Source organism: Rhizobium sp. PP-F2F-G48, from assembly GCF_004342335.1.
Classification (GTDB): Bacteria; Pseudomonadota; Alphaproteobacteria; order Rhizobiales; family Rhizobiaceae; genus Ferranicluibacter.
Genome location: NZ_SLVH01000006.1, coordinates 42,843 through 65,383, shown reverse-complemented (window position 1 = coordinate 65,383; position 22,541 = coordinate 42,843). Strand labels below are relative to the sequence as shown.

Below are 22,541 nucleotides of genomic sequence, written 5' to 3'. Positions count from 1 at the left end.
CATCCTTGCGCACAGAGAAGGCCGAACCGAGCAGGCGGCGCCTGAGTCGCCGGTCGCCGACCCGCCTCAGGGGTCGCGCTGCGCGTCCCCGTTGAAGTCGTCTGCGGTCGTTTCCGCCACCAGGTCCGGGGCTGGATCCGCGGCAGGATCGGCCGTTGCGGCCTGTGAGGCGCGGGGCGACATCTGCAGGCTTTCGGGCGTGGCCATCAGCGGACCGTTCGACATGGTCGCGGGGAAGGGGTCCCGCTCCGAGACCGGCACGGCCGCCCGCATGCGGCTGCGGAAGAGGGCATAGCCCGCAACGATGACGTGGGCGCAGGCGGTGATCATGAACAGCGCATAGGGCCCCATCGTCGTCATCACGGGGCCGCCGACCGTCGGGCCGATGATCGTGCCGATGCCGTAGAGCAGCAGCAGGCCGCCCGAGACCTTCACGAAATCCTCCGGTGCGGCGAAGTCGTTCGCGTGGGAGACGGCGATCGGGTAGAGCGCGTTCGACATGGCGCCATAGAGCCCGACCATGATGAGCAGCGACACCTTGCCGGCCGGCTCGAACAGGAAGATCAGGAGCCCCGCCAGTGCGGCGACGGCGGAAATGCCGGCGAGCACGTAGCGGCGGTCCATGCGGTCGGACAGGCGCCCGGCCGGAAACTGCATGACGGCGCCGAGGAAGATGACGGTGCTGACCATCACAGCCACATCCGCATCCGGCAGGCCCGCCTGCCGGCCGAACACGGCGGCAAGCGTGCCATAGGCGCCATTGGCGATGCCGATCATCAGGATGCCGAGAAAGGACACCGGCGAATTGCGGTAGAGTCCGGCAAGGTCGAGGCGCACCTGCTTCAGCGGCTGGGGCGACACGGCGGTCGACATCAGGGTGGGCAGCATGGCCACGCAATAGACGATGCCGCAGACCATGAAGAGCACGGTGGTATTGGTGTCGCCGAAGGGCACGATCATCTGGCCGGCGACCACGCCGAACAGGGTGATGGCGATATAGAGCGAGAAGATCGCGCCGCGGCTCTCGTTGGTGGCGCGCTCGTTCAGCCAGCTCTCGATGATCATCGAGGTGCCGGCGGTGCAGAAGCCGGTGAAGGCGCGCAGCACCACCCACCAGATGGGATCGACATGGATGCCGGTCATCAGCGCGACGATGGCGAGGATGGCGGCGAAGATGCTGAAGGCCCGGATGTGCCCGGCGCGCCGCACGATGGCGGGCGCCGTCAGGCAGCCGAGCACGAAGCCGCTCGCCCAGGACGTGCCGAGCAGGCCGAGCAGCGTGGCCGAATAGCCCTCCGTGGTGCCGCGCATCGGCAGGAGCAAGCTGTGAAGGCCGTTGCCGAGAAACAGGAAAAGCGTTCCAAGGAGAAGGGCCGCGACGGGGAGGAGGTTTCTGGTCATGAGACTCCGCTTGTTCCGGACGTGCGCGCGAACCTACTGCAATTTTCCCGAAACCGGAATCGGTTTGCGCATCAATCTGCCTACGATGTTCAAGCCCGGTCCCGCCATGCCATCCGCGACGCGCCGTGCTCCGGGCAGGACGGGTCTCCAACCCTTTGGTCTCAAGTCACAAGCCTCCGGCCACGAAACCCGAGGCCCAGACGAAAGCGCGTCGCATGGCCGCGTAATTTCCTCTAAGGTCGCGGCGATGTCGAAAGCGCTCTCCCTCCTGCTTCTTGCCGTGATGATGGTCCAGCTGGTGAAGCCGCTGGGATGGCCGGGGCTTCGCTATCGCCGCGATTTCTGGAAGGTCGCGGTCGCCGCCATCGCCATGATGATGCTGATGGTGCTGATCAGGCCCTGACGCCCGTCCTGTGGTGCGTTGCGCAGGAGGCTCACACGGTGAGCACGCCGCGCATCACCTCGACGCAGTCGCCGATGACATGCACGCGGGACGGCCCGGCGTCCGCCGCGGTCACCCGCAGGCGGATATGGCTCGGGCGCCCCATGTCCACGCCCTGGTCGATCGTCATCTCCGTGGTCTCGGCGGGGTCGGTCTCGCGCGAGACGAGATAGGCGGCGAGCGCCGCCGAGGCGCTGCCCGTCGCCGGGTCCTCGGGGATCTCGCCGAGCGGCGCGAACATCCGGGCGCGCAACTGCCACGGCGTCGCGGCGGGCCGGACATAGAGGAACACCGACAGCCGGCCGGCAAGGCTCGCATAGTGCTGTGCGGCCTCTGCGAAGCGCGCCGTATCCGGCCTGGCCGTCGCCAGGGTCTCGATATCGCGGATCTCGGCGACGACGAAAGGCACGCCGACGGACAGGAGGAGAGGCGCGTGGTTCTGCGTCGCGACGCCTTCCGGCGGCAGGCCGACGATCGACGCCAGCCGTTCGGCGGGCACGCTGTCTGCGACCGACAGAGGCTCCGGTGCGATGATGGCGGTGCCGGAGACGGCGCCAGTGGCATCGCGGTGCACGGCCACCTCGACGAGGCCGGCCTTTTCCTCGAAACGAAGACTGTCGCCCGGTTTGCGGCCGAAGACGCCGTTCTCTCGTGCCAGGACGAAGCCGGTGCCGACATTCGGATGGCCGGCGAAGGGAAGCTCGGCATTGGGGGTGAAGATGCGGACCTCCGCCGTGTTGGCGGGGTCGGCCGGCGGCAGCACGAAGGTGATCTCGGAATATTTGAACTCGCGGGCGATCGCCTGCATGGTCTCGCTGTCGAGCCCGCGCGCGTCTGGGAAGACAGCCAGTTGATTGCCGGTGAAGCGCGTGCGCGTGAACACGTCGACGGTGATGAAATGGTACTGGGCCATGGCGAAGGCTTCCCGGTTCGTTGAAGCTAACGAAAACAAAGTTCTGGAAACTTTGCTGTGAACCCCTGCTCACGGGACATATCTAGCGTCGAAGAGGGCGTCTGCGAAACGGCAGACTTGTGACCGTGACAATTCCGGGCGCGGCATCATCGTCTGCGCTCCGATGCCGCCATAAGCACAAAAAAACCCGGCCGCACATGGCGGCCAGGTCCCCTCCCTCCCAGAAGGTGTGTGCCGGCGTCCCGAAGGAAACCGTGCAGAAATGGTCGAACCAGGCGGCGATCAGGCCGCTTTTTCGAGATCCTTTTTCCAGCCGCCGAGGGCCGCCAGGCCGCACATGCGAGCGCGGTGGGTGAAGGCACGCTGGCCGGCCGCGACGTTCTCGGCCTTGCCCTGCCAGGCATTCAGCGCTTCGGTCTGCAGCGCGCGGCCGTAGGAGAAGGTCATGCCCCAGGGCAGGTCGTAGCCGGCGATCATGGCGGAGAGGTGGGCGGTCGCTTCTTCCGTGGACTGGCCGCCGGAGAGGAAGGCGATGCCGGGGACGGCGGAGGGGACGGTGCGCTTGAGCACGGCGACCGTGCGCTCGGCCACCTGTTCGACGCTCGCCTTGCGGGCCTTCTTGCCGTCGATGACCATGCTCGGCTTCAGGATCATGCCTTCGAGCGAGACGCGAGCGTCGGCCAGTTCGGCAAAGACGATGCGCAGCGTTTCCTCGGTCACTTCGGCCGAACGCTCGATCGTGTGGTCGCCGGGGACGCCGTCCATCAGCACTTCCGGCTCGACGATCGGCACGATGCCGGCGTCCTGGCAGAGGGCGGCGTAGCGGGCGAGCGCCTGGGCGTTGGCCTTGACCGAGCCGAAGGTCGGCAGCGTGTCGGAGACGGCGATGACGCCGCGCCACTTGGCGAAGCGGGCGCCGGCCTCGTAATATGTCTTCAGGCGGTCGGCGAGGCCATCGAGGCCTTCGGTGATGGTTTCGCCCGGAAACTTCGCCATCGGCTTGGCGCCGGTATCGACCTTGATGCCGGGAACGGCGCCGGCGGCGCGGATGATATCGACGAAGGGCGTGCCGTCGGCGGCCTTCTGGAACAGGGTTTCCTCATAGAGGATGACGCCGGAAATGTGGGCTTTCATGGCCTCGTCGGCGCGAAACAGCATCTCGCGATAATCGCGGCGCGAGGTCTCGCTGGAAGCAAGGCCGATCGTGTCGAAGCGCTTGCCGATGGTCGCGGTGGATTCGTCGGCAGCCAGGAGACCCTGTCCCTTTGCCATCATCGCTGCGGCAATATCTTCCAGTCTCTCGGTCATGATCCATCTCTCCGGCTTGGCTTATCTGCTTCCCGGAATAGCAGATGTCGAAAGGGATGCAAAATAAATTAAAATATTTAAACCGATTGAAAATAATTTAATCGGTTGAATTACTTGCGGTTTCGCAAATCGTCTGTGCCAAATCGAGTGCAAGCGCTTTGGAACGTCTGCACGCAGGAGACGCATGAATGTCACGCGTCTCCTGCAGGCGTCGGGTTCGGTTACTTCTGCTGGTGGAGGACATCGACGCCGGGCAGCGGCTTGCCCTCCATCCATTCGAGGAAGGCGCCGCCGGCGGTGGAGACATAGGTCAGGTCGTCGGCAACGCCGGCATGGTTCATGGCCGAAACCGTATCGCCGCCGCCGGCGACCGAGACGAGCGCGCCGCTCTTCGTGCGCGAGGCCGCATGCTTGGCGACGGCCACCGTCGCCTTGTCGAAGGGGGCGATCTCGAAGGCGCCGAGCGGGCCGTTCCAGACGAGCGTCTCCGCCTTGCTGACCCAGTCGTTGACGGCTGCGATCGACTTCGCACCGACATCGAGAACCATGGCGTCGGCGGGAATCGCCTTGATGTCGACCACCTCGTTGGCGGCCCCGGCCTTGAATTCGCGCGCGATCACGCCGTCCACCGGCAGCACGATGGCGCAGCCCGATGTTTCCGCTTCGGCAAGGATGCTGCGCGCGGTGTCCGCCAGATCATGCTCGCAGAGCGACTTGCCGACATCGATGCCCTGGGCGGCGAGGAAGGTGTTGGCCATGCCGCCACCGATGACCAGCGCGTCCACCTTCTTCACGAGGTTGGTGAGCAGATCGATCTTCGTGGACACCTTGGCGCCGCCGACGATGGCGACGACGGGACGCTTGGGATTGCCGAGGCCGGCTTCCAGCGCTTCGAGCTCGGCCTGCATGGTCCGGCCGGCGTAGGCCGGCAGCAGGTGCGCGAGACCTTCCGTCGAGGAATGGGCGCGGTGCGCGGCGGAGAAGGCGTCGTTGACATAGATGTCGCCGTTGGCGGCCAGCGCCTTGGTGAATGCGGCGTCGTTCTTTTCCTCGCCCTTGTGGAAGCGGGTGTTTTCGAGCAGCAGGATGTCGCCGTTCTCGAGGCCGGCAACGGCGCTTGCCGCCGTTTCGCCGATGCTGTCGGCAGCGAAATGAACGCGCTGGTCGATGATGTCCTCGACGGCGGCGGCGATCGGCTCCAGCGACATGTCGGCGACCGGTTCGCCCTTGGGACGGCCGAAATGGGCGAGCAGGATGACCTTGGCGCCCTTTTCGGAGAGTTCGCGGATCGTCGGCACGACGCGCTCGATGCGGGTCGCATCGGTCACCTTGCCGTCCTTGGTCGGCACGTTCAGATCGACGCGCACGAGCACGCGCTTGCCGGCGATGTCGGTCAGGTCATCGAGGGTCTTGAAGGTCATGGGGTCGTCTCCAGTTGCGTCTGATCGGGTCAGGTTCGAATGAAAAGCGTGGGATAGTCCAGCACGAGGCCATCCGCATCGAGCGGCAGCTCGGCCGTGAAGCTGCGGTCGGCAGCCTCGTAGCGATAGAGCCGGTCCTGCGTCAGGCAGGTGTAGTGCTGGCCGTCGCGCAGGGGCTCGAAGGTGTCGAAGGGGATGTAGAGCATATCGAGGCTGCGGGTGCCGTCCTCGGGGCGCAGGGAGAGCCTTCGGATCGGCAGCGTGTTGGTGAAGGGCGTTCCGGCGAGATCGACGTCGATGCAGCCGTCGAATGCCGGCAGGGCCTGTCCGTCGCCGTCCTGCCAGTGGCCGAGGCCATCCGAGACGAGCGAGAGGTGGAGGCCGGTGGTGGTCGAAAGCGTCAACGCCGTCGTCGTCCAGTGCGGGTCGCAATCGATCGTATAACGGACGCCGTAGGGGATGCCGGCGCGTGCGCCGATGACGACGGAGGTGATCCGGATGCCGGGTTGCGGTCCGTTTCGCGGCATCACCGTCAGATGCTCCAGACCCTCGCCCTCAAGCGGACGCCAGCGCACGGTGGTTGGCTGCAGCGGGCGAAACATCGGGAGATCCTAGCCTTCCTGTGCCGAGGCGTTGCAGGCGGTCGGCGCGCCGGACCGGGAGGTCAGGGCGGCGTTGACGGGGTGCACGGGGGTGCGCGGGCGACGACGTGCCGCAGATGAAAAAAACCCCGGGCCGCCTGAGGCGCCCGGGGCTTTCGATCGTCTCAGAGCAGCTTGCCCATGGCGACGGCCGTGTCGCACATGCGGTTGGAGAAGCCCCATTCATTGTCGTACCAGGACAGGATGCGCACGAAATTGCCTTCGAGAACCTTGGTCTGGTCGATGGCGAAGATCGAGGAATGGCTGTCATGGTTGAAGTCGCGGGACACCAGCGGCTCGTCCGTATAGCCGAGGATGCCCTTCAGCTTGCCGTTCGAGGCCGCCTTGATGGCGTCGTTGATTTCGGCGACGCTCGTGTCGCGCTTGGCGACGAACTTGAAGTCCACGACCGAAACGTTCGGCGTGGGAACGCGGATCGACGTGCCGTCCAGCTTGCCCTTCAGCTCCGGCAGCACCAGGCCGACGGCCTTGGCGGCACCGGTGGAGGTCGGGATCATGGACAGGGCTGCGGCGCGGGCGCGGTACAGGTCCTTGTGCATGGTGTCGAGCGTCGGCTGGTCGCCCGTGTAGGAGTGGATCGTGGTCATGAAGCCGTGATCGATGCCGATCACGTCGTTGAGAACCTTGACCACCGGCACGAGGCAGTTCGTGGTGCACGACGCGTTGGAGATGACCGTGTGTTCCTTGGTCAGCTGGTCGTGGTTGACGCCGTAGACGACGGTCAGGTCGGCGCCGTCGGCCGGTGCCGAGATGATGACGCTCTTGGCGCCGGCCTGCAGGTGGGCGGCGGCCTTGTCGCGGGCGGTGAAGATGCCGGTGCACTCGAGCGCGATGTCGACGCCGAGATCCTTGTGCGGCAGTTCGGCCGGGTTGCGAACGGCCGTCACCTTGATCGGCTTGCCGCCGTTGACGATGATCGAGTCGCCCTGGACTTCGACGGTCGCGGGGAACTTGCCGTGGATCGAGTCGTAGCGCAGCAGATGGGCGTTGGTTTCGACCGGGCCGAGATCGTTGATCGCAACGACTTCGATGTCGGTGCGGCCGGATTCGACGATGGCGCGAAGCACGTTGCGGCCGATGCGGCCGAAGCCGTTGATGGCGACTTTCACTGTCATAAAGGCTCTCTCCTTTGAGAAGGCGTGTCGGGTGAGAAGGCGTGTCAGGTACGAAGACGTGTCTGAAGAAACGTCCCGGGTTCATGCGTCGTCATCGGGCATGCGCGAGCGCGCATGCCCCTTCTGGGAGGTGGTTAGGCGAGCTTGGCTTCCGCAGCCGCGACGATCGCGTCCGAGGTGATGCCGAAGTGCTTGAAGAGATCCTTGGCAGGGCCGGACGCACCGAAGGAGTGCATGCCGACAAAGGCGCCGTCATTGCCGATGAAGCGATCCCAGCCCTGGCGGACGGCGGCTTCCGCCGCGATCTTGACGGGCGCGGTGCCGATCACGGCCGCCTGGTAGTCTTCCGGCTGGTCTTCGAAGAGTTCGAAGCACGGCACGGATACGACGCGGGCGGCGATGCCCTTGGCCTTGAGGTCGGCGGCCGCCTTGACGGCGATCTCGACTTCCGAGCCGGAGGCGAAGATCGAGACCTTGGCGTTATCGGCGGCGATCAGCTCGTAGGCACCCTTGGCGCAGAGGTTTTCCTGCGAATAGGTGGTGCGGGCCGGCGCCAGGTTCTGGCGGGTCAGCGCCAGGCCCGAGGGCCGCTTGCCGTCTTCCAGCGCCAGCTGCCAGCATTCCGCCGTTTCCACGGCGTCGGCCGGGCGGAACATCAACAGGTTCGGGATCGCCCGAAGTGCTGCCATATGCTCGACCGGCTCGTGCGTCGGGCCGTCTTCGCCCACGCCGATGCTGTCATGCGTCAGCACGTGGATGACGCGGATGCCCATCAGCGCGGCCAGGCGGATCGACGGACGGCAGTAGTCCGAGAAGATCATGAAGCCGCCGGAGTAGGGGATCAGTCCGCCGTGAAGCGCGACGCCGTTCATGGCCGCAGCCATGCCGTGTTCGCGGATGCCCCAGTGCATGTAGCGGCCGCCGAAATCCGTCGGGGTGATCGACGTCATCTGGCTGGTCTTGGTGTTGTTGGACGGCGTCAGGTCGGCAGAGCCGCCCAGCGTTTCCGGCAGGAAGCCGTTGATGACTTCCAGCGCATCTTCCGATGCCTTGCGGGTCGCAATGGTCGGGGGCTTTTCGGCGAGCTTCTTCTTGTAGTCGTCGATGGCCTTGTCGAAGCCGGCCGGCAGCGCGCCGGCGAAGCGGCGGGTGAACTCGGCCTTCTTGGCGTCATCCGTGGACGACAGGCGCGATTCCCAGGCCTTGCGGGCCTGGACCGAACGCTCGCCGGCACTGCGCCAGGCATCGAGAACGTCGGCCGGCGTGTCGAAGGCTTCCGATTCCCAGTTCAGCGCCTTGCGGGTCGCGGCGATTTCTTCCGCACCGAGCGGCGAGCCGTGAACCTTGTGGGTGCCGGCCTTGTTCGGTGCGCCGAAGCCGATGACGGTCTTGCAGGCGATGAAGGTCGGGCGGTCGGATGTATGCGCGGCTTCGATGGCGTCGGAGATGGCCTTCTGGTCATGGCCGTCGACTTCGATCGTGTTCCAGTGCACCGCCTTGAAGCGGGCGACCTGGTCGGTCGAGTCCGACAGCGAGACGGCGCCGTCGATGGTGATCGAGTTGTTGTCCCAGAAGAGCACGAGCTTGTTCAGCTTCAGGTGCCCGGCGAGCGCGATCGCCTCGTGGCTGATGCCTTCCATGAGGCAGCCGTCGCCGCACAGCGCGTAAGTGTAGTGGTCCTGCAGGTCCGAGCCGAATTCCTGTTCGAGCTTACGCTCGGCAATCGCCATGCCCACGGCATTGGCAATGCCCTGGCCGAGCGGGCCGGTCGTCGTCTCGATGCCCGTGGCATGGCCGAATTCCGGATGGCCGGCGGTCTTGGAGCCGAGCTGGCGGAACTGCTTGATGTCCTCGATGGTCATATCCGGATAACCGGTGAGGTAGAGCAGGGCATAGAGCAGCATCGAGCCATGGCCGGCCGACAGGACGAAACGGTCGCGGTCAGGCCAATGGGGGTTCTTGGGGTCGAACTTCAGGTATTTGGTGAAAAGAACGGTCGCGATATCCGCCGCTCCCATGGGAAGGCCGGGGTGGCCGGAATTGGCCTTCTCCACCGCATCCATGGCCAGAAAACGGATCGCATTCGCCATCCGGTCGTGTTGTTCATTCGAGATCATGACTGTTCCGCTTAAGCTTGATGATCAGGGAACGGTCTCTATCCTCCAAAGACCGCATCGGAAGCGGGTGAGACATAGCACCTCGCCCGGTGGAGTCAACAAAGACGGCAGGCGTCTCATCGCTGTCGAAGCGCGAAAAATCGTGCTTGATCCACAGCTTCCAGCCTGAAGCTGACAGGCCGGCGTTGTATCGTCCGATGGATTGAGTCTAATACTGCGATTGGCTTTGTCGAGGGTGCAGCTTGCCGATTCGGTGCCCCGGCCATGGATTGGAAGCAGACACGATGGCGGCAGGAAAGACAGTCAGGGCGGCAATCGACGCGCTGAAGGGGGCTGTGACCGGTCTGGAAAGCGCGATCGACGGCCGGCTGGACCGCGAACGCGACCGGGTGGAGATCGAGGGCGAGGTTCGCCGGGTCAACACGGACAGGGCGCGGCTCGCCCAGGAACTCGACCAGTCGCAGTTTCGCGCCAACCGCCTCGAAGAGGTCAACCGCGAGGTTTCCCGCCGTCTCGTGACCGCGATGGAAACCATCCGCGCGGTTCTCGACCGATGATGCGCCCGGTGATCCCGATATCTTCCGTCAACGGGCCTCGGGCCGGGAGTTAGCCAATGGCGCAAGTCACCGTGACGATCGACGGCAAGGCCTATCGCATGGCCTGCGAGGAAGGGCAGGAGGATCATCTCACCGATCTCGCCGCCCGCTTCGACCAGTATGTCAGCCATCTCAAGGGCCAGTTCGGCGAGATCGGCGATCTTCGCCTGACGGTGATGGCCGCCATCATGGTGACGGACGAACTCTCCGAGGTGGATCGCCGGCTGAAGGCGCTGGAAACCGAGGTGGACGGGCTGAAGCGGGCCCGCGATGCCGCCGTCGCCGAGCAGGCCGATGCCGAGGAGGCGCTGGCGTCTGCGCTGACCGAAGTCACCACCCAGATCCAGGGGCTGGCCGCCCGCATCGTCAATCGCCCGACGCCTCCGGCCCAGCCCGCCCATCCCACGGCGCATCCCCCGGCGCATCCGCGCTAGGCGTCTTTTTTCGCAAGAGCGCCCCTGCCACGCCGATTTCGCAATCGCCTCTGGCATGCCGCACCGAAGCACTCTATATTCGGGTTGCGGTCTGCGCTTCACGACAGGAACCACAATCCCTGGGGCCATACTCGATCCAACGGGAGCTGTCCCTGTCCAGGCTCGTGGGCCTGGGCATATGGCGCCCACCTACGTTTGTAGGCACCCAGGATCGTAAACATCCATCGGTCGTGTGGATCGCACTTTTCTCTTCCGTGACTGCCGAACCGGCAAGGGGCCACCGCCTTGCACGCAGTCCTGCGTCTCCTCGCCCTGACATCCCCCAGGTTTCCCCGGCTTGATCTCCGCCTCCGCAGGGTTCAAACCGCGTGGAGATGAGGAGTGGACCATGACGCTGACTTTGCGAGAACGGAAGGCGCTGCTGCGCGCCGAGCGGCTGGCGCTGCGAGACGCCCTGTCCCCGGATGTGCGTGCGGCCGGTGCCGCCGCCATGCTCGACCATGTCTCCGCGCCGGCGTTTCGCGACGCCTTCGAGATCGATGGCGCTCTGGTCTCCGGCTTCTGGCCGATCCGCTCCGAACCCGATATCCGCCCGCTGATGGAAGAACTCCGTCGCCAGGGTGCCGGCCTTTGCCTGCCCGTCGTCCTTGATCGCGAAACCATCGTTTTCCGCGATTACCCGGTCGGCGCGCCGATCGTGAAGACCGGCTTCGGCACTGCGGGGCCGGGCGAGACCGCGCCGGTGGTCGATCCGGAAGTCATGCTGGTGCCGCTCTCGGCGTTCGATCGCGGCGGCCACCGGATCGGTTATGGCGCCGGTCACTACGACCGCGCGATCGCCCGCCTCGACGCGCTGGGAACGCGACCGCGCTTGATCGGGATTGCATTCGCCTGCCAGGAAGTGGCATCAGTGCCTTTTGAGCCGCACGACATCCCGCTCGATGCCATTCTGACAGAGGAAGGCCTGATCGAGATGCGCGGCGCTCTGTAAGCGAGATCGATCTGACATGAGACTTCTGTTCCTCGGCGACATGGTGGGCAAGACGGGCCGGACGGCCGTCTGGGAGAAGCTTCCGGGCCTCGTCTCCGACCTCAAACTCGACTTCGTCATCGTCAATGGCGAGAACGCGGCCGGCGGCTTCGGCATCACCGAAGATATCTTTCTGGAAACGATCAATGCCGGCGCCGATGTCGTCACCACCGGCAACCATGTCTGGGACCAGAAGGAGGCGGTGACCTTCTGCCAGCGGCACGACCAGTTCCTGCGGCCGGCCAACTATCCCGCCGGCACGCCCGGCCGCGGTTCCGGCCTCTATTTCGCCCGCAACGGCGCGCGCGTCCTCGTCGCCAACATCATGGGCCGCGTGTTCATGCATCCCGAGCTCGACGACCCCTTCAAGTCGGCCGAGGCCATTCTCGCCGCCTGTCCGCTGAAAGAGCAGGCGGATGCGATCGTGTTCGATTTCCATGCCGAGGCGACCAGCGAAAAGCAGTGCTTCGGCCATTTCGTCGATGGCCGTGCCAGCTTCGTCGTCGGCACCCACACCCATGTTCCCACCGCCGACCACCAGATCCTCAACGGCGGCACCGCCTATCTGTCCGACGCTGGCATGTGCGGCGACTACGATTCGTCGCTCGGCATGGAAAAGGAAGAGCCGCTCAACCGCTTCATTTCCAAGATGCCCAAGGGCCGCTTCGAAGCGGCCTCCGGCCCCGCCACCCTCTGCGGCGTCGGCGTGGAGATCTCCGACCGCACCGGCCTTGCCGAAGCCATCGCCCCCTTGCGCATCGGCCCGCGCCTTTCGGAGACCGTGCCGTCGTTCTGGGCGTGAGGGTGCGGATCGGTCAGTCGTGATACATTAGGCACGCATCATATTGACATCATCCGCTCCGGCGCGTTTTCTGGTCTCCATCGAGAACGCTTGGCGGGCTGGCGGAGTGTGTTACGATATCCATGCGGATCGTGTTCGACGAGATCAAACGGCAGAGCAATATCCGGAAGCACGGTTATGATTTCGCCGTCGTCGAGCTGTCGTTCTTCGCGGCAGCGCAGGTCTTCGAGGCGAAACGCGGCCGAAAGATTGCGATCGGACCGCTCGGTCCCAATCTTGTCTCCGTGATCTTCATTCCGCTCGGTCGGGAGGGCTTGTCGGTCCTTTCTATGCGTCGGGCAAGCCAGAAGGAGAGACGTGCTTATGGCAACGGCTAAACCTGCCTATAGAGACATGACAGACGAGGAAGAGGCCGACCTCCAGGCGGAAATCCTCGCCGATCCCGATCATCCGGAACTCACGGACGAGCAGATCGCAACCGGTCGCCCCTTCGCCGAGGTCTTCCCCGATCTCGCCGAGAGCATCCGGCGGGCCGAGGCGGAGCCGGAGGCGTCCAGGGAACGCGTCGATCTCGACGGTGATGTTGTGGCCAAATTCCGGGCAACCGGCGAAGGCTGGGAAGAGCGGATCAATCAGGTGCTGCGCGCCGCCAAGCTCTGACCACACGCCCCTGCAATGACGCGATTGTGACGCGGCGCCCCTTTACCCCACCCTGCCTGCGCATATCCTGAGCCGACCGCCGAACACGCGCCGAACCGGGGTCAGGGTGTCCCATGCTGCGATCTGCCGCTTTCGCCTGCTGTTTCTTGACGTCTGTCGCGGTTTTCGCGCTGTCCCCGATTGCCCGGGCGCAAGCGCCGCAGCGGCCGGCCGTCAGCCAGTGCCAGGCCATCGCGCAAACCCTGCCGGATGCCGGTTTCGTCCGCCTGGCGAGCGCCGGTCCCTTCGCACCGCCACTGCAGCCGGCGGCCATGCGCGACCAAACGGTCGCAATCACCTTTCTCGGGCACTCCACCTTCCTCATCGAAACGCCGGAGGGGGTGACGATCGCGACCGATTATTCCGGCTTCCACCGCCCGGCGCAGCCGCCTTTGGTGGCGACGATGAACAAGGCGCATTCCACCCATTACACGCTGACGCCGGGGCCCGAGATCGCCCATGTGCTGCACGGCTGGGGCGACAATGGCGCTGCTGCGGATCACGACCTCGTCGTCGGCGACGCCTATATCCGCAATGTACCGACCGACATCCGTGCCGGCTATGGCGGGGCGATGGAGCCGGACGGCAATTCGATCTTCGTCTTCGAGGTCGCGGGTCTCTGCATCGGGCATCTCGGTCATCTGCATCACGAACTCGCCGAGACGGATTATGCGGAAATCGGCCGTCTGGATGTCGTGATGGTGCCGGTGGATGGCGGTTTGACCATGGGCGCGGAGAGCATGATGCGCGTCGTCAGCCGGTTGCGCTCGGCGCTGATCCTGCCCATGCACCGGCGCGGCCCGCCGGTCGAGAGCTTCCTCGGTCTCTTCGGCCCCGGCTTCGACCGGACGACGGCCGACAGCGCCACAGTCACCGTCTCTCTCGCGACCTTGCCGAAGAAGCCTCTGATCATGGTTCTCCAGGGGCTTTGAGGCTGTCTGCCAACGATGAGCCGGACAACAGGCTGGACGAACCGGCCGGATGAAATTATAAGGCGGCCCGATCCCATCATCGGCAGAGTTTATCCAAGAGGGCGCCATGGCCGGCCATTCACAGTTCAAGAACATCATGCACCGCAAGGGCCGACAGGACGCGGTGCGGTCCAAGATGTTTTCCAAGCTTGCGCGCGAAATCACCGTCGCCGCCAAGGCCGGCCTTCCCGACCCCTCGATGAACGCCCGTCTGCGTCTCGCCATCCAGAATGCCAAGGCGCAGTCCATGCCGCGCGACAATATCGAGCGCGCCGTCAAGAAGGCGTCCGGTGCCGATAGCGAGAACTACGACGAAATCCGGTACGAGGGCTACGGCCCGGGCGGCGTCGCCGTGATCGTTGAGGCGCTGACCGACAATCGCAACCGCACCGCCTCCAATGTCCGCTCGACCTTCACCAAGGCCGGCGGGGCGCTGGGGGAAACCGGTTCGGTCTCCTTCTCCTTCGATCGTGTCGGCGAAATCACCTACAAGGCCGACGTCGGAACGGCGGATGCCGTGATGGAAGCGGCCATCGAGGCCGGTGCCGAGGATGTCACCAGCGACGAGGACGGCCACACCATCATCTGCGGCTTCGAGGATATCGGCGAGGTCTCCAAGGCGCTGGAAGCGACGCTCGGCGAAGCCGAGACCGTGAAGGCGATCTGGAAGGCACAGAACAGCGTTCCGGTCGATGAGGAGCGGGCGGAATCGCTGATGAAGCTCATCGATACGCTGGAAGACGACGACGACGTGCAGAACGTCTACGCCAATTTCGAAGTGTCCGACGAGGTCATGGCCAAGCTTTCGGCCTGATCCGCAGGTTGCAGATTGCGGGTTTCGCCGATTGTTTTTGGTGTATGCCTGCGTCTGTGCTAACTTTATCGTAAGACCTGTCCGTCAGCATGCGGCCTGTCCGCTGCTGCCGGCGCCTCGTTGTGATCGAGGCCTCTCCCGCATCGGTTGATGGATCGGCGGAAGCGCAATCGTGCGTCCGGCGCACGGCGTTCGTGCGGGTCCCACCTGAAAGCTGGATTGGAAAGCGGGCCGGGATTGCGCTTCGTTCACCTCAAACTCGTCGGGCCGGCCATTGGCGGCATCGCCCTTTTCATCGCCGCCATGGCGACGGTGCCCTATTATGGCGCAGCCCGGATCGATGGCGAGGCACGGGTTCAGCAGGAGACGCTGGTCAAGCGCAATCTCGCGCTCTGGATTGCCGATATCGAGTTCGCGCTGACCTCCTGGACCATCTGGGATGAGGCGATCGCCAAGCTCGACACGCAGTTCGACTTCGAATGGACGGATCGCAATATCGGCGCGTCCCTCACCGGCACCTCGCGGACGCGCTTTACCGCGGTCCTCAAGCCCGACGACAGCATTCTCTACACTCGGACCGACGAGACGGTCGCGTTGCGGCCATTCTTTTCGAGGGGCGCCGCGCGGATCGTTGCGGATACCGGGACGCTGGTCGCCGAGGTGCGCAGGCGCGAGACGGCGCCGAAGGCGCCGGGCATTCCCCAGCCCATTTCAACGAGCCGGATCGAGGTCATCGGACAGGATGCCGTGCTTTTGTCGGCCAGTCTGTTCCAGCCGGATTTCGGCACGACGCGGTTGAAAGGCGATCGGGCGCCTGTGCTCATCACCGCCATGCCGATCGGCAGCAGCCTCCAGGATTTCTTCGGAACGCGGTTCCTGCTCGACGACGCCCGCGTCAGCCCTTTGACCGAGGTCGCGCCCGAGCGGGCCCGCACCGAAATCGCCGTCGGTCCGGATGGCGAGGTGCAGGTCCTCTCCTGGCGGCCGCCGACGCCGGCGCGCGACATGCTTTACCAGGCGATGCCGCTGATCCTGACGATCTTCTTCGTGCTGCTGGCCGCCGGCATCCTCCTCCTGCGTATCTCGCAGACGACCGCCCAGATGCTGGTCACGCGCGAGCGCCAGATGGCGCATGCCGCCACGCATGACGTGCTCACGGGCCTTGCTAACCGGGCGCTGCTCGACAGAACCTATGACACGGAGGTGGCCAGAGGCACGCTCGTCGTCGCCTGCCTCGATCTCGACGGGTTCAAGGGCGTCAACGACACCTATGGTCATGCGATCGGCGACGATCTGCTGCGCGCGGTCGCATCGCGGCTTCGTGCCACGGCGCGAAAGGAGGACAGGCTCTTCCGTCTCGGCGGCGACGAGTTCGCCGTCCTCATGCCGTCCGTCACCCTGACCGAGGCTGAGGCCGCGTGTCTGAGTCTGGGAGAGGCGCTGTCGGCACCGATGTATCTGCCGGGCGCCTATCCGCCGGGACACCGGATCGAGATCGCCGCCTCGTTCGGGCTCTGCCAGGTCATGGATGGATCGACCACGTGCGATGCCGCGTTCCGCGCGGCGGACGATGCACTCTACACGGCGAAATCGCTCGGGCGCGGCCGGGTCGTCATCGGGCAAAGCCCCGACCGGGAAACGCCGGGCGCGGCCACGGGCGATCTGCGCCGCATGGCCGCCAGCCTGCGCGGCTGAGCCGGCATCAGGCTGCGGCGGCAAGCTCCTGCCGCGCTTCCGCGAAACGGCGTACCGATTTCAGACGGGCATCCATGTCGAAGACGGGCATGGAGATGATCAGCTCGTCCGCGCGCGTATCGGCCAGGAACGCCTGCGTCTTGCGGCGCACCGTCTCCGGGCCGCCGACGATCGCATAGCTCATCGCGTGATCCACAAAGCCCTTTTCCGATGCGTTCCAAAGGCCGTCCATGCTGTCGACCGGCGGCGGGAACGGGCCCCGCGCATTGCGCCGCAGCGCCACGAAGGATTGCTGCATCGAGGTGAAGAGATGGCGCGCCTCTTCGTCCGTATCCGCCGCCACGCCCATGATGCCGACCATGGCATAGGGCTTGTCAAGGATGGCGGAAGGCTCGAAACGTTCGCGATAGATCTCCAGTGCCGAAAACAGCATGTCCGGCGCGAAATGCGACGCGAAAGCAAAGGGCAGGCCGAGCATGCCGGCAAGCTGCGCGCTGTAATGGCTGGAGCCGAGCAGCCAGATCGGTACATGGGTCCCGGCACCGGGCGTGGCGATCACCTCGCCCTCGCGCGGCATGCCGAGCAGCCCCTGCAATTCCACCACGTCGTTCGGGAAGGAATTGGCGCTGCCCTCCATATGGCGCCTGAGTGCTGCCGCCGTGCGCATGTCCGTGCCCGGCGCGCGGCCGAGGCCGAGGTCGATCCGGCCGGGATAGAGCGCTGCGAGCGTGCCGAACTGTTCGGCGATGACGAGCGGCGCGTGGTTCGGAAGCATGATGCCGCCCGACCCCACGCGGATCGTCTTCGTTCCCGCCGCCACATGCGAGATGACGAGCGCGGTCGCCGCACTGGCAATGCCGCTCATGCCGTGATGTTCCGCCAGCCAGAACCGTTCGTACCCGGCGCGCTCCGCCTCCTGCGCCAGGCGCCGGGAGTTGTCGAGCGCCTGCGAAACGGTGCTGCCTTGCGTGATGGGCGACAGGTCGAGAATGGAAAAGGGGACCATGGCGAGCGGCCTTCAATGGATGAATGTCCTTGTCATGTAAGAGGCCTCAGCGGCAAATCCAAGGGCAGGGCGTTGACGAGCCTTGCCGATGTTTTTGTTTTGTTCACATTTTGCTGGCAGCGTCCGGGTGCAAAGGCTAGGATGATTTCATGCAATCCACGATTCGCATTATCGGTATCGATCCCGGGCTCCGGCGCATGGGGTGGGGCGTGATCGACACGCTGGGCAACACGTTGCGCTTCGTGGGTTCCGGCACGATCCTTTCGGATGGCGATGCGGATCTCGCCTCGCGTCTCTGCCAGCTGCATGACGGGCTTGCCGACGTCCTTCATCTCCACAAGCCGGACGAAGCGGCCGTCGAGCAGACCTTCGTCAACAAGGACGCGGTGGCGACGCTGAAGCTCGGACAGGCGCGCGGCATTGCCATGCTTGTGCCCGCCCGTGCCGGCTTGAGGGTCGCGGAATATGCGCCCAATGCGGTCAAGAAATCGGTGATCGGCGTCGGGCATGGCGAAAAACAGCAGATCCACATGATGATCAAGGTTCTGATGCCGAAGGCGACCTTCAAGGGTAACGATGCCGCCGATGCGCTGGCCATCGCCATCTGCCACGCGCACAATCGCCAGAGTTTCGCGGGCAGCCTCGCCCATCGCATTGCGGCGGCCACCGCGTAACGGTTCCGGCGTGAGAGATCGCCTGTAAGTTATCGTTTTTCACTCGGGGACCGACGCGGATGATTGGCAAGTTGAAGGGCACGATCGACGAGATCGGCGACGACCATGTGGTGATCGACGTCCACGGCGTCGGCTATGTCGCCTATTGCTCGGCGCGCACGCTCGGCAAGCTCGGCTCGGCCGGCGAGGCGGCAGTGCTGTTCATCGAGACCTATGTCCGGGAAGACCAGCTGCGCCTGTTCGGCTTTCTTTCCGCGCTGGAGCGCGAATGGTTCCGGCTGTTGCAGAGTGTGCAGGGCGTCGGCGCCAAGGTGGCGCTTGCCGTGCTCTCGGTTCTCACGCCCGGCGAGCTTGCCAATGCCATCGCGCTGCAGGACAAGACGTCGATCTCGCGCGCCCCGGGCGTCGGCCCCAAGGTCGCGGTGCGCATCGTCACCGAGCTGAAGAACAAGGCGCCGGCTTTTGCCGGCGAGGCCGCGGCCGGCATCGGCTTCAAGCAGGAACTCGGCGAAGGCGCCGTGCCCGCGCCGGTGGCCGACGCCGTCTCCGCCCTCACCAATCTCGGCTATTCCCGCGACCAGGCCGCCAACGCCATCGCCGCGGCCCTGCGCAACGGCGGCGAGGGGGCGGATAGTGCCAAGCTGATCCGCCTGGGCCTGAGGGAGTTGTCGCAGTAGTCGTCTACTCTTGGCCAAATTCCTCCTGTTTCCGTTTGGTCTGACAAATGCTATTTTGTCGGAAAGGAGCATCTTATGACGAAAATTCTGACCATGACGGCAAAAGGCCAGATCACGATTCCGAAAGAAACGCGCGAAGCTCTCGGTCTCAGAGCGGGCGACCAACTTGTATGGAGCGTTTTGGGGAACGAAGTCGTGATAACACCCAAGAATATCGACTTTCGCGAGCTTGCTGGTCTCCTGGGTGATCCGCCTGCTGGCAAAGCGTCTCTTCAAGAGCTGGATGAGGCTGTTATGGAGGCCGCCGGTCAGCATGTGTCCGGCCTTGGGAACATGAGGGATGATGCCGCATGAGGCGATGCGGTATCGACACGAACGTCATTTTGCGCCTGATCGTCAATGACGACGCCGAACAGCGTCGCCTTGCTCTTCGGTTCAGCGAGCAGATGGGCGATACCTTCGTCGGCCATCTCACCCTCATTACGCTGATCGAATTGGACTGGGCGCTCCGCTCACGCTACGGATATTCCCGGGCAGACGTTGCCGAGGCCATCGGCAAGCTGCTTCGCGTGCGCGGCTTGTCTGTCGAGTCCCATGATCTCGTCGTGTTCGCCTTGAAACTGATGCGTGGAAAGTCGGATTTTGCCGATGTCCTCATTGCTCTCAAGTGTCGCGAAGCCGGCTGCGAGAAGACCGTGACCTTTGACCGGACGGCTGCCAGCCTCATCCCCGGAATGGAACTCCTCGCATGATAGACGACGACCGCCTGATCGCTCCCGAAAAACGCGGCGAGGATCTCGATACCGCGCTTCGGCCGCAGTCGCTGGACGAGTTTACCGGCCAGGCGGAGGCGCGGGCCAATCTGAAGGTCTTCATCGAGGCGGCCAAGCATCGCGGCGAGGCGCTGGATCATGTGCTGTTCGTCGGCCCGCCCGGTCTCGGCAAGACGACGCTCGCGCAGATCATGGCGAAGGAACTCGGCGTCAATTTCCGCTCGACCTCGGGCCCCGTCATCGCCAAGGCCGGCGATCTCGCGGCGCTCTTGACCAATCTCGAAGAGCGCGACGTGCTCTTCATCGATGAAATCCACCGCCTCAATCCGGCGGTCGAGGAAATCCTTTATCCCGCCATGGAGGATTTCCAGCTCGATCTCATCATCGGCGAAGGCCCGGCCGCGCGATCGGTCAAGATCGACCTGTCGAAATTCACGCTGGTCGCCGCCACCACGCGGCTCGGGCTGCTCACCACGCCGCTGCGCGACCGTTTCGGCATTCCCGTGCGGCTCAGCTTCTACACCGTCGAGGAACTGGAGCTGATCGTGCGGCGCGGCGCGCGGCTGATGGGACTGGCCATCACCGACGAGGGCGCGCGCGAAATCGCCCGACGGGCGCGGGGAACGCCGCGCATCGCCGGCCGGCTCTTGCGCCGGGTGCGGGATTTCGCGCAGGTCGCCCGGGCCGAGGCCGTGACGCGGCAGATCGCCGACGAGGCCCTGACGCGGCTGCTCGTGGACAATATGGGCCTCGACCAGCTCGACAAGCGTTACCTCAGCATGATCGCGCTCAATTTCGGCGGCGGTCCCGTCGGCATCGAGACGATCGCGGCGGGCCTGTCGGAGCCGCGCGATGCGATCGAGGATATCATCGAGCCCTATATGATCCAGCAGGGCTTCATCCAGCGCACGCCGCGCGGCCGCGTTCTCACGGTCAATGCCTGGAAGCATCTCGGCCTCGTGCCGCCCAAGGATCTTGAGGCGTCGCAATTCCGCCTGTTCCAGGAGGACGAGTGAGTGCTGTCCCGGCGCGGGTTCATCAAGACCTTCGGCGGGTTCGTCGTCGCGGTCCTGTCCACGGTCGCCTATGGCATCGGCATCGAGCCGCGCGGCCGGCCGCGCGTCGTCCGCTACAGGATCGTGCCGCCCGGCTGGCCCGAGGGGTTGCGGCTGCGGCTCGTGCTGATCAGCGACATCCACGCCTGCGATCCCTATATGCCGGCGTCGCGCGTCGCCGAGATCGCCCATCAGGCAAACGGGATCGGCGGTGACATGATCCTGCTTCTCGGAGACTTTCTCTCCGGCATGGAATTGGGGTCGCTGGTGCCGCCCGAGGCCTGGGGCGAGGCGTTGCGGCCCCTGCAGGCGCCGCTCGGCGTTCACGCCATTCTGGGCAATCACGATTGGCTGGACGATCGCCGGGCCATGCAGACCGGCCGTCCCGGCGTCGTCAAGGACGTTCTCGATCGTCTCGGCGTGCCGCTCTACGAAAACCGCGCCGTGCGTCTCGAAAAGGATGGCCATGCCTTCTGGCTGGCCGGTCTTGCGGATCAGTTGCTGCCGGCGCGGGGCCTCGACGATCTCGCGGGAACGCTGGCGCGCGTCACGGACGAGGCGCCGGTCATCCTCATGGCGCATGAACCCGACGTCTTCCCGACCGTTCCCGCGCGCGTCGCGGTCACCCTGTCGGGCCACACCCATGGCGGACAGATCCGCCTGTTCGGCTATTCCCCCTTCGTTCCCTCCCGTTTCGGCAGCCGCTATGTCTATGGCCACATCGTGGAAGAGGGGCGCCATCTCGTCGTGTCCGGCGGGCTTGGAACATCCGCCATTCCCGTCCGGCTCGGTTCGCCGCCGGAAATAACCGTCGTGGAGCTCGGCTGATGGTGAAGCGCAAGATGGTCCGGCTCGATGCCGGCGACAGACGGTTCAATTTCCGCATCGCCGGGCTCGGCTTTCGCGACGGGCACGTCCTCGTCCATCGGGCGGTGCACGAGACGTTCTGGACCTTTCCGGGCGGTCGCGCCGAAATCGGCGAGACCTCCGAGGCGACGCTGCGGCGCGAGATGCAGGAGGAACTGGGCGTCGATGTCGCGGTGGGGCGCCTGTTGTGGACGGTCGAGAACTTCTTCCGCTACGAGGCGCGCGATTATCACGAGATCGGCTTTTATTATCTGATGACGGTGCCGTCGGTCTTTCCCTTCCACGCGAGCGAGATCGTGCATCGCAACCGCGACGGCAAGAACGATCTCGAATTCAAATGGGTGCCCGCCACCGTCGCCGCGCTCCGCGCGCTCGACATCCCGCCCTATTTCATCGCCGAGGAGATCGAGACGCTGCCCGAGACCAGCCGCCATGTCGTCTGGCACGATGGCGATCTCGACCGCGACTGACGGAACCGGTTTCCCGCGCGCGCATTTCGTCCAAGCGACCGACCGTCGCGTCAGAGGAGCGAGCGATGAAGAAATTTACGAAGGGCACCACCGTTTCCTGGAAATGGGGGCAGGGCACGGCAGAAGGCAAGGTGGACGAGAGCTTCACCGAGGATGTCGAACGCACGATCAAGGGCCACAAGATCAAGCGCAAGGCCTCGACCGACGAGCCGGCCTATCTCATCAGCCAGGAAGATGGCGCGCATGTGCTCAAGAGCCATTCGGAACTGAGTGCGCACTGATGGCCGGCGATCATGTTCCGCCGGTCGCCGTCGCCAGGCAAGCCGAGAAGGGCCTGACGCTGCGCGAAAAATTCAAGCGTGGCGGCACGCAGATCGGCGTCGCCCGCGCCCGCGACCTCAAGAACCGCATCCATCTTTCGCCCGACACGATCAAGCGCATGTCGAGCTACTTTTCCCGCCACAAGGTCGACAAGCGCGCCAAGAATTTCGGCGACGACGACAATCCGTCCGCCGGCTACATCGCCTGGCTGCTCTGGGGCGGCGATGCGGGACGGGATTGGGTGGAGAAGCAGAAGGAGAAGCTTGAGACGTGAGCGG

At 65.0% G+C, this 22,541-nt stretch carries 27 protein-coding genes and 1 other RNA gene; 20 read left to right on the top strand and 8 right to left on the bottom strand.

The features are described from left to right. Positions 1-66 precede the first annotated feature (66 nt). Positions 67-1,401, bottom strand: a complete 1,335-nt coding sequence (locus C8J36_RS14990) for an MFS transporter (RefSeq protein ID WP_132536038.1) — start codon at positions 1,399-1,401, stop codon at positions 67-69. 247 nt (positions 1,402-1,648) lie between these two features. On the opposite strand from C8J36_RS14990, the gene C8J36_RS24950 reads away from it, so the two are divergent. Beyond that, the gene (locus C8J36_RS24950) at positions 1,649-1,804 is read left to right on the top strand and encodes a hypothetical protein (RefSeq protein ID WP_165915065.1); all 156 of its coding nucleotides are present in this window, start codon (positions 1,649-1,651) and stop codon (positions 1,802-1,804) included. Positions 1,805-1,835: 31 nt separating this feature from the next. On the opposite strand, the gene C8J36_RS14985 is transcribed toward C8J36_RS24950, so the two are convergent. The 6 genes from C8J36_RS14985 to tkt all read right to left on the bottom strand — a co-directional run bounded on the left by C8J36_RS14985 (position 1,836) and on the right by tkt (position 9,379). Beyond that, positions 1,836-2,756 (bottom strand): PhzF family phenazine biosynthesis protein, encoded by a 921-nt coding sequence (locus C8J36_RS14985; RefSeq protein ID WP_132536036.1) that lies wholly within the window; start codon positions 2,754-2,756, stop codon positions 1,836-1,838. A 282-nt stretch (positions 2,757-3,038) separates the two neighbouring features. Next, positions 3,039-4,064: a class I fructose-bisphosphate aldolase gene (locus C8J36_RS14980; RefSeq protein WP_132536034.1), complete on the bottom strand. Its 1,026-nt coding sequence runs from the start codon at positions 4,062-4,064 to the stop codon at positions 3,039-3,041. Between the two features lie 221 nt (positions 4,065-4,285). Continuing rightward, positions 4,286-5,485: a phosphoglycerate kinase gene (locus C8J36_RS14975; RefSeq protein ID WP_132536032.1), complete on the bottom strand. Its 1,200-nt coding sequence runs from the start codon at positions 5,483-5,485 to the stop codon at positions 4,286-4,288. Between the two features lie 29 nt (positions 5,486-5,514). Continuing rightward, positions 5,515-6,087: a putative glycolipid-binding domain-containing protein gene (locus tag C8J36_RS14970; RefSeq protein ID WP_132536030.1), complete on the bottom strand. Its 573-nt coding sequence runs from the start codon at positions 6,085-6,087 to the stop codon at positions 5,515-5,517. Positions 6,088-6,251: 164 nt separating this feature from the next. Beyond that, the gene (gap, locus tag C8J36_RS14965) at positions 6,252-7,262 is read right to left on the bottom strand and encodes a type I glyceraldehyde-3-phosphate dehydrogenase (RefSeq protein WP_062595795.1); all 1,011 of its coding nucleotides are present in this window, start codon (positions 7,260-7,262) and stop codon (positions 6,252-6,254) included. 134 nt (positions 7,263-7,396) lie between these two features. Beyond that, the gene (tkt, locus tag C8J36_RS14960; RefSeq protein WP_132536028.1) at positions 7,397-9,379 is read right to left on the bottom strand and encodes a transketolase; all 1,983 of its coding nucleotides are present in this window, start codon (positions 9,377-9,379) and stop codon (positions 7,397-7,399) included. 284 nt (positions 9,380-9,663) lie between these two features. Here tkt and C8J36_RS14955 point away from each other — a divergent pair, with 284 nt between their 5' ends. The 10 genes from C8J36_RS14955 (at position 9,664) to C8J36_RS14910 (ending at position 16,420) form a co-directional block, all read left to right on the top strand. Then, positions 9,664-9,936: a DUF4164 domain-containing protein gene (locus C8J36_RS14955; RefSeq protein ID WP_062595793.1), complete on the top strand. Its 273-nt coding sequence runs from the start codon at positions 9,664-9,666 to the stop codon at positions 9,934-9,936. Positions 9,937-9,992: 56 nt separating this feature from the next. Continuing rightward, a complete protein-coding gene (locus C8J36_RS14950) occupies positions 9,993-10,409 on the top strand; it encodes a cell division protein ZapA (protein ID WP_132536026.1) in 417 nt (138 codons plus the stop codon). Positions 10,410-10,494: 85 nt separating this feature from the next. Then, a non-coding RNA gene (gene ssrS, locus C8J36_RS14945) (6S RNA) lies at positions 10,495-10,652 on the top strand. A gap of 151 nt (positions 10,653-10,803) precedes the next feature. Next, complete coding sequence (locus C8J36_RS14940) at positions 10,804-11,400, top strand: 5-formyltetrahydrofolate cyclo-ligase (protein ID WP_132536301.1); 597 nt, start codon at positions 10,804-10,806, stop codon at positions 11,398-11,400. Positions 11,401-11,416: 16 nt separating this feature from the next. Next, the gene (locus C8J36_RS14935; RefSeq protein ID WP_062595791.1) at positions 11,417-12,241 is read left to right on the top strand and encodes a TIGR00282 family metallophosphoesterase; all 825 of its coding nucleotides are present in this window, start codon (positions 11,417-11,419) and stop codon (positions 12,239-12,241) included. Between the two features lie 122 nt (positions 12,242-12,363). Then, positions 12,364-12,618, top strand: a complete 255-nt coding sequence (locus C8J36_RS14930; protein WP_132536024.1) for a BrnT family toxin — start codon at positions 12,364-12,366, stop codon at positions 12,616-12,618. Next, positions 12,605-12,901 carry a BrnA antitoxin family protein gene (locus C8J36_RS14925; protein ID WP_132536022.1) on the top strand — a complete coding sequence of 99 codons (297 nt, stop codon included), beginning with the start codon at positions 12,605-12,607 and terminating at the stop codon, positions 12,899-12,901. The genes C8J36_RS14930 and C8J36_RS14925 overlap by 14 nt, the downstream gene beginning before the upstream one ends. Before the next feature lie 113 nt (positions 12,902-13,014). Continuing rightward, positions 13,015-13,872 carry an MBL fold metallo-hydrolase gene (locus C8J36_RS14920; RefSeq protein WP_132536020.1) on the top strand — a complete coding sequence of 286 codons (858 nt, stop codon included), beginning with the start codon at positions 13,015-13,017 and terminating at the stop codon, positions 13,870-13,872. Between the two features lie 106 nt (positions 13,873-13,978). Continuing rightward, positions 13,979-14,725 carry a YebC/PmpR family DNA-binding transcriptional regulator gene (locus C8J36_RS14915; RefSeq protein WP_062595787.1) on the top strand — a complete coding sequence of 249 codons (747 nt, stop codon included), beginning with the start codon at positions 13,979-13,981 and terminating at the stop codon, positions 14,723-14,725. A gap of 237 nt (positions 14,726-14,962) precedes the next feature. Then, complete coding sequence (locus tag C8J36_RS14910; protein WP_165915064.1) at positions 14,963-16,420, top strand: diguanylate cyclase; 1,458 nt, start codon at positions 14,963-14,965, stop codon at positions 16,418-16,420. 7 nt (positions 16,421-16,427) lie between these two features. Here the strand turns inward: C8J36_RS14910 and C8J36_RS14905 are convergent, their stop codons facing one another. Continuing rightward, entirely contained in the window at positions 16,428-17,426 is a 999-nt protein-coding gene (locus C8J36_RS14905) for an LLM class flavin-dependent oxidoreductase (RefSeq protein ID WP_132536016.1), read from the bottom strand. Positions 17,427-17,575: 149 nt separating this feature from the next. Between C8J36_RS14905 and ruvC the strand changes: the two genes are divergently transcribed. The 9 genes from ruvC (at position 17,576) to C8J36_RS14860 (ending at position 22,537) form a co-directional block, all read left to right on the top strand. Further along, on the top strand, positions 17,576-18,100 hold the full coding sequence (ruvC, locus tag C8J36_RS14900; protein WP_062595784.1) for a crossover junction endodeoxyribonuclease RuvC: 525 nt from the start codon (positions 17,576-17,578) through the stop codon (positions 18,098-18,100). A gap of 59 nt (positions 18,101-18,159) precedes the next feature. After that, positions 18,160-18,777 carry a Holliday junction branch migration protein RuvA gene (gene ruvA / locus C8J36_RS14895; protein WP_062595783.1) on the top strand — a complete coding sequence of 206 codons (618 nt, stop codon included), beginning with the start codon at positions 18,160-18,162 and terminating at the stop codon, positions 18,775-18,777. Positions 18,778-18,852: 75 nt separating this feature from the next. Beyond that, positions 18,853-19,131 carry an AbrB/MazE/SpoVT family DNA-binding domain-containing protein gene (locus tag C8J36_RS14890; protein ID WP_110730005.1) on the top strand — a complete coding sequence of 93 codons (279 nt, stop codon included), beginning with the start codon at positions 18,853-18,855 and terminating at the stop codon, positions 19,129-19,131. Beyond that, a complete protein-coding gene (locus C8J36_RS14885; RefSeq protein ID WP_062595781.1) occupies positions 19,128-19,529 on the top strand; it encodes a type II toxin-antitoxin system VapC family toxin in 402 nt (133 codons plus the stop codon). The genes C8J36_RS14890 and C8J36_RS14885 overlap by 4 nt, the downstream gene beginning before the upstream one ends. Next, positions 19,526-20,566, top strand: a complete 1,041-nt coding sequence (ruvB, locus tag C8J36_RS14880) for a Holliday junction branch migration DNA helicase RuvB (RefSeq protein WP_062595780.1) — start codon at positions 19,526-19,528, stop codon at positions 20,564-20,566. The genes C8J36_RS14885 and ruvB overlap by 4 nt, the downstream gene beginning before the upstream one ends. Further along, entirely contained in the window at positions 20,567-21,433 is an 867-nt protein-coding gene (locus tag C8J36_RS14875) for a metallophosphoesterase (RefSeq protein ID WP_132536014.1), read from the top strand. Beyond that, entirely contained in the window at positions 21,433-21,942 is a 510-nt protein-coding gene (locus C8J36_RS14870; RefSeq protein WP_132536012.1) for an NUDIX hydrolase, read from the top strand. The genes C8J36_RS14875 and C8J36_RS14870 overlap by 1 nt, the downstream gene beginning before the upstream one ends. A gap of 65 nt (positions 21,943-22,007) precedes the next feature. Then, the gene (locus C8J36_RS14865; RefSeq protein ID WP_062595777.1) at positions 22,008-22,223 is read left to right on the top strand and encodes a DUF2945 domain-containing protein; all 216 of its coding nucleotides are present in this window, start codon (positions 22,008-22,010) and stop codon (positions 22,221-22,223) included. Continuing rightward, positions 22,223-22,537 (top strand): hypothetical protein, encoded by a 315-nt coding sequence (locus C8J36_RS14860; protein WP_132536010.1) that lies wholly within the window; start codon positions 22,223-22,225, stop codon positions 22,535-22,537. Before C8J36_RS14865 ends, C8J36_RS14860 begins: the two co-directional genes overlap by 1 nt. The last annotated feature ends 4 nt before the right edge of the window (positions 22,538-22,541 follow it).